Source organism: Flavobacterium crassostreae, assembly GCF_001831475.1.
GTDB lineage: Bacteria > Bacteroidota > Bacteroidia > Flavobacteriales > Flavobacteriaceae > Flavobacterium > Flavobacterium crassostreae.
This window is the reverse complement of sequence record NZ_CP017688.1, coordinates 927,625-940,876: the sequence shown is the minus strand read 5'-3', so window position 1 is coordinate 940,876 and position 13,252 is coordinate 927,625. Positions and strand designations below refer to the sequence as shown.

Below are 13,252 nucleotides of genomic sequence, written 5' to 3'. Positions count from 1 at the left end.
AAAGTTATAAAATTGATTCTAAGTTTGTTTCGCTCCATTCTCCTGTATCATGATAATCATCTACAGCTTGCCTAAGTTTATCAGCAGTTTTAGGATCCTGTATCGCTTTTAACGCGTCATCAGAAATCACATTAGTTGCCGTGTCTGTTTTCAATGTATTGTAAATATCGTGAAGAATAATCAAAAGAGACAAAACTCCTAGGAATCCCAAAATGCTATCAAAAGTATTTTTATTATTCACCATATTGATTAATTGGATATATTACTGCAAAATTATCTATTTAAAAAACTAAAAAAAAATATTTTGATAGATATTTATCTTAAAATTCAAAAAAAGATTAGCTACAAAGCTGAAAACCAATACAAAATAGACTTGCTAACTTATGAAAAACGCAAAAGAGAATTGCCTCATTTCAATCACCAAAATTAGTTCCTTATGTACGCATCATGTCATTCAACCAAATTACATAAATATTTATTTCTTTTTACATTGACAATAACCTCCACTGCTAAATTTTAATTTTTTCTATAACCTATCACCATTTCTTCAACTTCCAGTACGACTCTGTTATCACAACTAATCCTTACTGTTATCATACAAAGTTATATGTTTTAAAAAAATTAAAGCATTAGTTTTGCAATCCAAAAACAACAATCCATGCGTCATCTACAGTTCAAAAACACAGATATTGCCTACACAGATACCGGAAAAGGAGCTGCAATTGTTTTGCTGCATGGTTTTCTGGAAAATCAAAAAATGTGGGATGCTTATATTGCCGTTTTTGCTCAAAAATACCGGATAATTACTATTGATTTGTTGGGGCATGGCCAGACCGAATGTATGGGCTACGTGCATACTATGGAAGATAATGCCGATGTGGTACATGCTGTTTTGACCCAATTACGCATCCGTAGGGCTGTTTTGGTGGGGCATTCTATGGGCGGTTATGTGGCACTAGCCTTTGCTGATTTGTATCCCGAGACTATCAAGGGGTTGGTTTTGTTAAACTCTACAGCCAGAGCCGATAGTCCAGACCGGAAACAGAACCGAGATCGAGCTATACGGGCTGTTAAGCAAAATTATCGGGCTTTTGTTGGTTTGGCAATAGCCAATTTATTTAGTGAAAACAACCAAAAACGACTAATTGAAGAAATTGAAAACATCAAAAAAGAGGCTTTAAAAACGCCACTACAAGCTATTGTTGCTACTCTAGAAGGCATGAAGACACGTGTGGATCGAGAGGTTTTGTTGCACAATACTAGTTTTCCAAAAATGCTGGTTTTGGGCAAAAAAGATCCTATTTTGGGTTTTGAAGAAACTAAAACTCAAGTCGAAAACACCAAGGTAGAATTGGTTGGTTTTTCTGACGGACACATGAGTTCTATTGAAAATCAAGAGGAACTTATGGTTGTTCTGGGAGCTTTTTTTAAGAAAATTTAAGCCCCAGATGGCAACCTCTACCAAAGTCTATTCCTGCTTTTTTGACCGGATTTGCTAAACTACTTTTTCTTCAAAGGGAATGCTTGGATCTAAAATTTCTTTTAAAAGCAATACCATTTGCTCGAGATAACTTGCCATTATACCCTCACTTACTACCAACTGCTCGTCTTTATCTTCTTTATAATTAAAAGGCAAAAAGCCGGATTTTAAATTTTTGAATGAAATAATCCCCACTTCAATGGGCTGCGATTCGGCTAGTTTTTCGTACATAAAAGCGTAGGCCAAAACTTGAATTATTTTGTCGTTTTTAATGTCCTGAGTCAGTCCATTCCAGGTTTTCAAGGTCACACTAGCTTTCTCTACTTTACCCGTTTTATAATCGATAATTCGGATCGTTCCGTTGCGCTCTTCAATTCTATCTACATTTCCTTTGATTAGTACCGGAAATGGCAAACTCGGATGCGTTAAATTGCGCGAAAAGGTTTGTTCCAAAGCGATTATCTTGATGGCATCGCCTGCTTTTATGCTTTCTAGTTCTACTTTTAAGAAATTAGAGACATTGCGTTTGGCTACTTCAAAGGCAAGTAGGTTACGGCCTTTTTTGATTTCTCCTTCTTTGTAAACAGCCTTGAATTGCTGGAGCACTTGGTTGTCTACTTGTGTAAAGCAGTTTTCTAGGTCTTTTTGGGAAATAAAACGTCCAATAAAGGGCTCGTACAACACTTTTAGGGTTTCGTGAATAATGGTTCCTAGGGTGTTTAATGCAATATTTTCTTCTACTTCTTCTACTTCTTGAATGCGCAGAATTTTCTGAAAATAAAACTGAATTGGATTCCGGATATAACTGGTCAGTGCCGAGGGCGAAAATCCTACCAAAGCAATTTCTTTCAAGCGGATCAGAACCGTTGCGGACTTTTCAATTACCATTGGAGTGTATGCCTTTTCTGGCAATGTGGCATTGTAAATCTGATGGCTTAGGTTGTGGTTGGGCTGTTTTTCTACTTCTAACTGGGTGATAAACCGGCTTTTTTCTCCGGCATCTAATCCGTCACTTTCGGTATTATAGAGTAAATAAATAGTTTTGGCTCGTTGTAATAAATGGTAAAAGTGATAGGTGTAGATGGCATCTTTTTCTTTGAATGTTGGCAACCCTAACTCGCGCTTTACATCATAGGGTATAAAGGAATTTTGTGATTTACCCGCTGGGAATTTTCCTTCATTCATAGAGGTAACAATTACGGTGTCAAAATCCAGGACTCTACTCTCTAAAACCCCCATAATCTGTAAACCATGCAGTGGTTCTCCTTCAAAAGAAACTGCCGCTAGATCAATCACCTGTTTATAGATAGCATGCAGGGTGTCTATTTTGTCAATATGTTCGTGTTGGGAGTAGTAATTTATGAGTTTGTTAATGACTTTAAAGATAGCAAACACAAAGGCTTTGGTTATTTTTTCTTCTTCGTTATCATTACTTAAATTGTTTTTGATGGTCAGCAATAAAGTAGTGAGCATGTGCAAAACTGCCATAGAGCCGGTGTCCCATTTTGTAAACAGCAGCAAAAACAATTCCGTGGGTTCTGGGTTTAATTCTATTATTTTTTGCTGGCTAACAAAGGTATAATTGTTTTGATTGATGGTATGTACCAATTTAGAGCTTTGAGCATAAGGCTCCACCAAAGGGTGGGTCAAAATATCCAAGACATCTTTGTAATACAAAACATAGCTTGTTGCATTTCGAGATAAGGCATTGGTATGCATCTTAAATAGTTTTGCTAGGAGTATCTGCGCCGGATTGTTCTTGCTGGAATATCCCATGGTTATATTCAAAGCGCCAACGCTAGAGGGCAATGCATATAAAAGTGGAACCAAAACATTTTCTTCTCCAAGAACTATGGCTACTTTATCTAATGAAACCTCTGGGTGCTCACTAAGCATGGTTTCTATAATGTTGCCTGCAATTTTGGCTTGACCAATGGTTTTTGGGGTACCAATAACGTGTATGTTTTTGGTTTGCGAAAAATCATCGACTATCCATTCAAAAGGATTGCTCTTGTAGTGTTTCCAATTGGCCTTGAATCGTCTTAAAAAAAGCCCTGCATCATGGTAGGGATCGTTTAAAAAGGATTGGTCTGCATCCCAATATATTTTGGCTTGGTTGGCAGCTACCAAATGTTGTATGATTTTTTCTTCGGAAGCATTTAAGGCGTTAAAACCTGCAAATACATACTGTTTGTTGGTAATGGTTTTAGAAAATGATTCTAAATTAGCTACTGCTTGTCTGTATATTAGCCCTTGGTATCCAATTCCTTTTTGAAGCAAATGGGCATACAAACTTTGGTAGTAATTAGGTAATAGTTTCCAGAAATCTATATAGTTTTCAAGTAATTGGGTTTTGTTCTCTACTTCAATACCCCATTTTTTAATATCCTCAATGTCTTTTAGGTAAGACAATACATGGGTAGGATCTAGTAAGTAGCGGTCTATTTCATTAAAATCTTGCAAAAGCATTTTGGCCCAATTGGCAAACAGCTCAAAGGATTGCTGCTGGGATTTGATGGTTATAGATAGATAGACTTGGTAAAATTCAAATAACAACTCTATAGGATCTATAGCACGTATAGCCGCAATATCTTGAATAAAATCTTCAATACTAATTATTTCGGGCGAAAGTATGTTGCTGGTTACTTGTTTTTTTAAAGCTTCTATTAGAAAAACCTTAGCTCTTTTGTTGGGCAGAACTACTACAGTGTCTGATAATTTATCGGAGTAATCTTGAATTAAAGTTTGTGCAATTTTATCTAAAAAAGAAATATCTATCATGTTATAAAAATAAAAAAACGCCCCGATAAATCGGGGCGTTTTCTATAAATATTTCAGAAAAATTATTCTTTAATTAAAGAAACCTCAACTCTTCTGTTTTCTGCTTTTCCTTTTGCAGTTTTGTTAGAAGCAATTGGTTTTGTTTCACCATAACCAGTTGATTTTAATCTATCTGTATTGATTCCTTTTTCAACTAAGAAATTTCTAACAGCAGCAGCTCTATTTTCAGACAATGCTTGGTTTAATACATTACTTCCGTCACTATCTGTGTGCCCTTCAATCATAAAGCTTGAGTTAGGAAATTCTTTTAAGATATCTGTGATAGATTGTAAAACAGCAAATGTTTGTTCTTTGAAAGAAGCTTTACCTGAATCAAACAAAATTGTTTTACCGTAGTCATTTAATTGTTTGATTACATCAGCAGTAACTTCTGGACATCCAGAGTTAGCAACAGTTCCTTTTACATTAGGACATTTGTCATCTTTATCTAAAACAGAATCTCCGTCAGTATCTGGCCATGGACAACCTCTGTTATCTCTAGGTCCTGCAACGTTTGGACATTTGTCATCTTTATTTGCAACACCATCTCCATCAGCATCTGGACAACCATTTAAGGCCTTAGGACCAGCAACTTCTGGACATGCATCGTCTTTGTCTGCAATTCCATCTCCATCCGTATCTGGACATCCGTTAAATTCTTTAGGACCAGCAACTTCTGGACAAGAATCTTCTTTGTCAGTAATTCCATCTGCATCCGTATCAGGACAACCGTTGAATTCTTTTAAACCAGCAATTTCTGGACAAACATCATCTTTGTCATAAATCCCATCACCATCGGTATCTTTTCCTCCAAATTTGAAGATAATACCCGCTGTGTGTTGGAAGTGAGATGGTGCATCTGGAGTTCTTGTAGCATCTTCTCTATCTCCGAATGCTTTTTTGTAAGAAGTCTCTAATGCTAAACCTACGTTTTCAGTAATCCAAAAAGTCAATCCAGCTCCTGGATTTACAGTTCCAAAACTACTATCTCCTAGGAAAGTATACCCTCCACCTACGTGTAACGAAGGATCTAAAACTTTAGAATTAATCAAAGTCATGAAGCTATATTTAACACTAGCATCAATACCATAATACATTAAGTCTCCTGGGTTAGAAACTACATAACCACGAGAATCATGTCCTGGTGCAGTTGGGTCAAATTTAACAAACTTGTTGATTTTGTTAACAGATCCTTGAAGCCCTACAGATAAGTTGTTTCCAACATATTTAGACACGCTAACATAAGATACTGATGGAAGAATGTTCCAGTTGTCTTTTACAGCAAATGGCTGAGAAAAGTGACGGTCTAACCAGCCATTACCACCACCTGCACTTGTTTTAGTGTCTACAGCGTTAGCTCCAAAAGAGATAGCCCATGGGTTGTTACTGTCTTGTGCTTGAGAACTTAATCCCATAACCATCATAGCAGCAACTAAAATCTTGTTAAGATGTTTCATACTTATTATTTTTAATTACAATTTTAGTTAATTACGAACAAAAGTAATGCGTTAATAATTAACTACAAAACCAAATATTAAAAAAAAACAATTATATTGCCCGAATGTGGCAATTATGTATTATTTAACTTATAATTATATAACCTTAAGAGATTGTCCTACTGCCACAAATGCTGCAATTGCCTGATCTAAATGCGCTTGAGTATGCGCTGCCGAAAGCTGTACTCTAATTCTGGCTTTATCTTGCGGAACTACTGGATAAAAGAACCCAATAACGTAAATTCCTTTTTTTAGTAATGCATCCGCCATGGCTTGGGATAGCTTTGCATCGTATAACATTACTGGCACGATTGCCGAATCGCCATCTACAATATCAAAGCCTGCTTTTTTCATTCCGTCTTTAAAATAATTGGTATTCCACTCTAGCTTATCCCTCAATGTAGTGTCTTTTTCTAAAAGTTCGAATACTTTAATAGAAGCTCCTACAATTGCTGGCGCTAAAGAATTAGAAAATAAATACGGTCTGGAACGTTGGCGCAACAATTCTATTATTTCTTTCTTGGCTGTGGTATATCCTCCCATGGCACCGCCTAAAGCTTTTCCAAGGGTTCCTGTAATGATATCTACTCTGCCCATTACTCCTTTTGCCTCGAGGGTTCCTTTGCCTGTGGCTCCTATAAATCCCGCAGCATGGCATTCATCCACCATAACCATAGCATCGTATTTGTCAGCTAGGTCACATATTTTATCTAATGGTGCTACTATGCCATCCATTGAAAACACGCCATCGGTTACAATGATTTTGAAACGACTTCCTGCTTGGTTTGCTTTAATCAATTGCTGCTCTAAGTCTTCCATGTTGCTGTTCTCATAACGGTAACGCGATGCTTTGCACAAACGCACTCCGTCAATTATTGAAGCATGGTTCAAACTATCGGATATTATAGCATCTCCGGCACCTAATAATGGCTCAAAAACCCCTCCGTTAGCATCAAAGGCTGCAGCGTACAGAATAGTATCTTCGGTTCCGTAGAATTCCGAAATTTTTCTTTCTAATGTTTTGTGTATGTCTTGTGTGCCACAAATAAAACGCACCGATGACATCCCAAAACCATGGGTATCCATAGCATCTTTGGCCGCTTGGATTACTTCTGGATGGGAGGACAATCCTAAATAATTGTTGGCACAAAAATTCAGAACCGTCTCTCCTGTTGCAATGGTAATTTCGGCATCTTGCGCCGAAGTAATAATTCGTTCCTTTTTAAAAATTCCGTTGTCTTGAATGGTTTGCAATTCATCCTGAAGGTGTTCTTTTATTTTTCCGTACATTTTTTGTCTTTTTATAATTTATTTAATGTGGCGTGCTTTTGAGCTACAAATTTACTACATCAATTTCTTTTCCTATATAAATCAAGGCTTTTTTTACTACTTTGTATCCCATTAATTCTATTGCTTGTTGGTAATTTTCTAGTTGTTTTTGGTATTTTGTATTATGCGCCCCTGTTTTGTAGTCCAATAAATACACTTCCTTGGCCTTGTTGACTACCATACGGTCTGGTTTGACTATAGGTCCTTTTTTTTGGATTATGGTCTGTTCGTTCCAAACGGTGTTTTCTGGAGCAAAATAGCGTTCTAATTCTTTGTGGGTCACAATATCTAAAATGGTTTGCTGAACGAGCTCTTTTTGACCAAAATGAATCAATCCGCTTTCTAGGGCTTTTTCAATGGCCAGTGTTACGTCTTGTTTTGTTTTTACAAAAGATAAAATTTCGTGCACTACATTTCCGTATTCCATAGATTCTTGCTGTTGTGTTCCCCACATTAAAGCTTCTCGTTGGGCAATTTTTATGTTTTTGGGGTCTAGGGTTTGTGCAACTACTTCAATTTTTTTGGAGGTATCTATATGTTTGGATGTAGGCGATACTTTTTTTGAACTGCCAAATTGGTATTCCAACTTTTCTGGATCAAACACTCCTTTGCTATCCAGGTAATTAATAAAAAAAGCAGACATATTATTGGCCATTACTTCGCCTTTGCTGGTTAAATTGGCATTCGATATAACATACAATTGCTCTTCTGCTCGAGTCAAAGCCACGTACAGAACATTGATATTATCCAAAAGTTCTTCTTGCTTTTTTTGATCGTAAATTATTTTTGCTTCTGGACCAAAACCCTCTACTTCGCTGCTATTATCAATTAAAACTTTAGGCAGTCCAAAATCGGTTTCTGGAGCATCAAGCCACAATTTATCTTTGGGTTTTCGGTTGTAATCTTCTTCGGCAAAAGGCATAATAACCACCGGAAACTCTAACCCTTTGGATTTATGAATGGTCATAATACGTACGGCATTGTTGCCTTCGGGCGAGGGAATGCTAAATTTGTCGGCGTTTTTGTCCCAAAAGTGCAAAAAATCTGCAATTCCGGCTTGATTCCGGACATCTCTCTCTAATACGATATCCAAAAAATACTGTACATAAGCGCCACTGCCTTTGGAGAAATTGGGCGATAGAAATTTTGCTATAATAATTTCGACGGCTTCGTAGAGTGCTTTTTTGCGTATGTTTTGAAACGAAAGCGAAATAGAAAAACTACGGAGCCAGTTCTCAAAATTTACTTCGTTTGTATGCGCCATTCCTTGAGCAATGAAATCATGGACTGGCAATTGATCCTGAACATGCTCTGCGATGTAATGCAGAAAATAAGCCTTGGCTTCTAAATCTGCGTGGTTTTTTAAATATTTTAATAGGTGAATAATCAAGCGCACTTCGGTGGCGTTTTGAATCAGCAAGGTTTCTGAGGACAAAAGCGGAATGTTTTGCTCGGTCAAATAATTAGCAATAGCCACTCCTTGTCCTCGTTTGCGGGTTAGGATAACTATATCTTTGTATTCAAAACCTTCGTTACGTACTTTTTGAATGGTATTTAAGGTTGCCAAAACATATAATTTTGTTTTATCCAACGCTTCTTCCTCTTGGGTGGCTGTTTCTATTTTGGGTATAAAGGAAATCTGGACGTAGCCTCCGGTCTTGCTATTGGTTTTTTGATGGCTGTGGTTGGCATACAACTCTTTATAATCTGGCTGCTCAAATTGTTCCGAAACGAGTTTAAAAAAGGCATTATTAAAATCAATTACTTGGGAGTAACTGCGGTAGTTTTTGTCTAAATGCACGCGCTTTTTGTCCGGATTATTAAACGGATTGGCATCTTTGCTTAGTTCTATAAACTGTTCTGCTTTGCCGCCACGCCAGCGGTAAATGGATTGTTTGGGATCTCCGACAATCATTAAGGTGCCTTTTTGCCCTAAATCATCTTGGCCCGAAAGGGCGTTATCAATCAAGGGGATTAAGTTTTGCCATTGCATCTCGGAGGTGTCTTGAAACTCATCTATAAAAAAATGGCGGTAACGCTCGCCCAAGCGTTCGTATATAAAGGGTGCGGGCTGGTTTTGAATTTCGCGGTGAATGAGGGCGTTAAATTCCGTGATGGAAAGCAGGTTTTGTTCTTGCTGAATTTTGGCTAACTCATTACTTACGGTATTTAATAACGATAGTGGGGTTATGTTTTTAAGAAAGGCTTTGTAGAAATCTCTTTTTTCAAAATTTTGGTACACTACTGCCAGAATTTTTAGCAACTCTGGAATTAGGTTTTCTATTAAAGTACGGTCTTTGGCGGTTTTGTTGATTGCAATAGCCTCTGGTTCATGAAAGGTTTTGTTTTTGGGGTTGTATTTTTTGTCTCGAATGCTGCTCAAATGGTTCGGGAAGGTTCCTCTTGAAAACGATTTTAAATCAATACCGTGGTTTTCGATTAATGCTAATGCTGCTTGGGCAAATTCGGCATTATCTTGGTCTAAGCTGGCACAACTCGCTACCAATTTCTTTTTTATGGCTACAAAATCTGCAATGGTTTTGTCTTGAAAATGGGTGATTTCGGTGCGGTGGTTTTCGTTTAGAACCAAGCGTCCGGTGTCTAGAATTTCTCTGGAGATATCCCAGGATTTATCTTCGTCGGTTTTTTCCATGGTAAAATCAATGAGCAACTTGGTCAAGGTGGGGTCTTCGCCGGCTTGCGCAATGATGGCATCTACGGCTTCGGTCAAGAGATTTTCGGTGTCCAGGGTTACCTCAAAGGTCATGGGCAAATTAAGGTCGTGAGCAAAGGCACGAATCACTTTGTGGGTAAATTTATCAATAGTCGAAATATCAAAAGCGGCATAATTATGAATGATGTGCTTGATGATTTGCCGGGATTTGGTTTGGATCTCGGAGCCAGAAAGTCCGGTGTCTGCGGCTAGGTCTTGCAGGAGTTCTGTAGCCTTGGAGCTGGGGGCGTCTTTGGCAAACTCGGATAGACTCCCCACAATACGGCTTTTCATTTCGTGCACGGCTTTGTTGGTGAAGGTTATGGCTAGGATGTTTCTGTAGGCATCGTTCTTGGCTGCGGTTAGAATAATTTTTAAATATTCTTTGACTAGTGCATAGGTTTTGCCAGAACCTGCTGAGGCATCGTATATGGAGAAGGAGGCGCTGGTTGTGGGATTTGTTGTATGTTCGGGATTGGGGTTGTTTTTCATGGCGGTTTTTGTCTGAAACGTTTTTTTGGAAACCAAGATGCTTTTTGTTCTGGCTACCACTACTCCCTAGCCCTGATGGAAACGGCATCCTTTGCTGCCAGGGTTTGGCAGCAAAGATAGAGTGTACAGCAGGAATTGGCTTCTGAAAAAAAACAAGGGAATGCTAGGTTGTTTTTAAATTTTGTTTGTTTAATGTTTAAAAGTAGTATTTTTGCGCTATGGAAACAAATAGACAGAAAAAAATAGGTGGGGTGATCCAAAAAGATTTGGTGGATATTCTGCAGGGTGAAGTGAGAAAAAATGGGGTATCTAATTTGATTATTTCGGTATCTAAAGTGAGTGTGACTACGGATTTGTCTGTGGCAACGGTGTATTTGAGTGTATTTCCTCAGGAGAAAGCTCAGGAGATCTTGGAGGCAGTGAAGTCTAATGCCAAGACAATTAAGCATGATTTGTCGCAAAGGGTGCGTTTGCAGTTACGAAAGGTGCCTAATTTGGTGTTTTTTATTGATGACTCTTTGGATTATATTGAAAAAATTAATACGGCCTTGTCTAATAGGGATAATCCTATTGAGAATAGGGATCTTTTGGAAAAACGCAAGCAAATTTAATTTGAATTTTTCTTTTTATATAGCCAAACGCTACTTGCGTAGTACCAGTAAAAATAATGCCATTAATATTATCAACCGTATTGCTAGTATGGGGATTATTGTGGGCGCTATGGCTTTGTTTGTGGTGTTATCGGTTTTTAGTGGATTGAAGGTTTTTAGTCTTTCGTTTACCAATGCTATTGATCCTGACTTGAAGATTAGTAGCACTCTAGGGAAATCTTTTTTTATTAGTCCGGAGCAAGAGGCCAAAATTAAGAAAATAGATGGTGTAGCTGGCTATTCAAAAATTATTGAAGAACGGGTTTTGTTTGTTTTTAATGGCAAGCAAATGGTTACGTATTTGAAGGGAACCGATCCGCAGTTTGACAAGGTAAATGCGATCCAAAAAACGCTTTATAATGGCCAATGGCTCGAGAAGGATACTTATCAGGTGGTGGTGGGCTATGGGATTGCTCAAAAGTTTTCGATGGGGTTATTGGATTTTAATAGCCAACTTGAGGTAATGGTGCCCAAACCCGGAAAGGGTACTATTGAAAATGCGGCGCAGGCTTTTAATAAAGCTGTGGTGTATCCAGTTGGAATTTATGCCATTAGTGAAGATCTGGATTCTAAATATGTTTTTGCAGATTTAGGCTTGGCGCAAGAGTTATTGGAGTATAAAAGCAACCAGATTTCTGGGATTGAGATTCAAGAAAAGGCTGGTGCAGAGGAGCAGGCAATTATCGATTCGTTGCATGCTATTTTTGAGAATAAAATTACGATTAAAAACAGAGCCCAACTCAATGAGGCTCTTTATAAGATGTTGAACACGGAGAATATTGCGGTGTATTTGATTTTTACGCTGGTGATTGTGGTGGCGCTTTTTAATTTGATTGGCGCGCTAATTATGATGATTCTGGACAAGAAAAGCAATCTAAAAACGCTTTTGAATCTTGGAACGGATATTGCCGATTTAAGAAAAATATTTTTACTGCAAGGCACGCTACTCAGTGTGGTTGGTGGCGTTATTGGCCTGGTTATTGGAATACTAATTGTGCTGTTACAACAACATTTTGAATTTATTAAAATTACTCCTACGTTGGCTTATCCGGTGGTTTTTTCTATCCAAAATGTATTGATTGTAATGGGTACAATTGTCTCCCTTGGATTTATCGCTTCGTTGATTGCAAGTAGTCGCGTGAGTAAAAAATTGTTGGAATAAATTTTCGGGCTATTCCAAATAAAACCCCAATTTTACTAATTTGCACCAATTGATTTGGTATGATTTGTGGAATTGGGGTTTTCAATAGGGTATTTACTCTACTTTATAACCAGCGTATGTTTGCTCTATGGTATCCAAAATAGCAAATAACTCTTGTGGATTGTCTTGGGTTACTAACTGTTGCTTGAAGGGTTTGAAGGAATGAATTCCTTTAAAATAATTGGTATAATGGGGTCTGGTTTCTACAATGCCTAACCGTTCTCCTTTCCACTCCATTGCCCATGTTAGGTGATTGCGGACAGCGGCTACTCTATCTGCAACGGTTGGTTTGGCCAAATGTTCTCCGGTTTTAAAGTAATGCTTGATTTCGTTAAAAATCCATGGATATCCAATGGCGGCACGGCCTATCATGATGCCGTCTATTCCGTATTCGTTTTTATACTGTAAGGCTTTTTCGGGGGAGTCAATATCGCCGTTGCCAAAAATAGGCATGGTGATTCTTGGATTGTTTTTTACTCGAGCAATATGGGACCAGTCGGAGTGGCCTTTGTACATCTGGGCTCGGGTTCTGGCATGTATGCTGAGTGCGGCAACGCCTATGTCTTGCAACCGCTCGGCAACTTCGTCTATGTTTATAGAACTATCGTCCCAGCCCAAACGGGTTTTGACTGTTACTGGCAGATGGGTGCTGTCTATAACGGCTTGGGTTAAACGGATCATTAAGTCTACGTCTTTTAGAACGCCGGCACCGGCGCCTTTGCAAACTACTTTTTTGACTGGACAACCAAAGTTAATGTCAATGATATCGGGGTTGACGGTGGAGACAATTTTAGAGGATAATGCCATGGCTTCTTCGTCTCCGCCAAAAATCTGAATTCCAACAGGACGCTCGTAATCAAAGATGTCTAATTTCATACGGCTTTTGATGGCGTCCCGAATTAATCCCTCGGACGAAATGAACTCCGAGTACATCATATCGGCACCATGCATTTTACACAACCTACGAAATGGTGGGTCGCTAACGTCTTCCATAGGGGCGAGTAGTAACGGAAATTCTGGTAATTCTATGGTGCCTATCTTAATCATCTTGGTTTAATTTGGTGCAAAAAT

General features: G+C 38.2%; 9 protein-coding genes. 3 read left to right on the top strand and 6 right to left on the bottom strand.

What is annotated here, in order from left to right:
* Positions 1-4 precede the first annotated feature (4 nt).
* Positions 5-244, bottom strand: a complete 240-nt coding sequence (locus tag LB076_RS04145) for a hypothetical protein (RefSeq protein WP_066333224.1) — start codon at positions 242-244, stop codon at positions 5-7.
* Positions 245-658: 414 nt separating this feature from the next.
* On the opposite strand from LB076_RS04145, the gene LB076_RS04140 reads away from it, so the two are divergent.
* Positions 659-1,441, top strand: a complete 783-nt coding sequence (locus LB076_RS04140) for an alpha/beta fold hydrolase (protein ID WP_066333220.1) — start codon at positions 659-661, stop codon at positions 1,439-1,441.
* Between the two features lie 54 nt (positions 1,442-1,495).
* Here the strand turns inward: LB076_RS04140 and LB076_RS04135 are convergent, their stop codons facing one another.
* The 4 genes from LB076_RS04135 to LB076_RS04120 form a co-directional block, all read right to left on the bottom strand.
* Positions 1,496-4,261, bottom strand: coding sequence for a PD-(D/E)XK nuclease family protein (locus LB076_RS04135; protein ID WP_066333217.1), 2,766 nt, complete (start codon positions 4,259-4,261; stop codon positions 1,496-1,498).
* Positions 4,262-4,323: 62 nt separating this feature from the next.
* Positions 4,324-5,757, bottom strand: a complete 1,434-nt coding sequence (locus LB076_RS04130) for an OmpA family protein (protein WP_066333215.1) — start codon at positions 5,755-5,757, stop codon at positions 4,324-4,326.
* Positions 5,758-5,892: 135 nt separating this feature from the next.
* Positions 5,893-7,086 carry a glycine C-acetyltransferase gene (gene kbl, locus LB076_RS04125; RefSeq protein ID WP_066333213.1) on the bottom strand — a complete coding sequence of 398 codons (1,194 nt, stop codon included), beginning with the start codon at positions 7,084-7,086 and terminating at the stop codon, positions 5,893-5,895.
* 43 nt (positions 7,087-7,129) lie between these two features.
* On the bottom strand, positions 7,130-10,330 hold the full coding sequence (locus LB076_RS04120) for a UvrD-helicase domain-containing protein (RefSeq protein ID WP_066333423.1): 3,201 nt from the start codon (positions 10,328-10,330) through the stop codon (positions 7,130-7,132).
* Positions 10,331-10,548: 218 nt separating this feature from the next.
* Between LB076_RS04120 and rbfA the strand changes: the two genes are divergently transcribed.
* The gene (gene rbfA, locus LB076_RS04115; RefSeq protein ID WP_066333211.1) at positions 10,549-10,941 is read left to right on the top strand and encodes a 30S ribosome-binding factor RbfA; all 393 of its coding nucleotides are present in this window, start codon (positions 10,549-10,551) and stop codon (positions 10,939-10,941) included.
* Between the two features lies 1 nt (position 10,942).
* On the top strand, positions 10,943-12,142 hold the full coding sequence (locus tag LB076_RS04110; protein ID WP_066333202.1) for an ABC transporter permease: 1,200 nt from the start codon (positions 10,943-10,945) through the stop codon (positions 12,140-12,142).
* 93 nt (positions 12,143-12,235) lie between these two features.
* Here LB076_RS04110 and dusB read toward each other — a convergent pair whose 3' ends face one another.
* A complete protein-coding gene (gene dusB, locus LB076_RS04105) occupies positions 12,236-13,228 on the bottom strand; it encodes a tRNA dihydrouridine synthase DusB (protein WP_066333198.1) in 993 nt (330 codons plus the stop codon).
* Between the last annotated feature and the right edge of the window lie 24 nt (positions 13,229-13,252).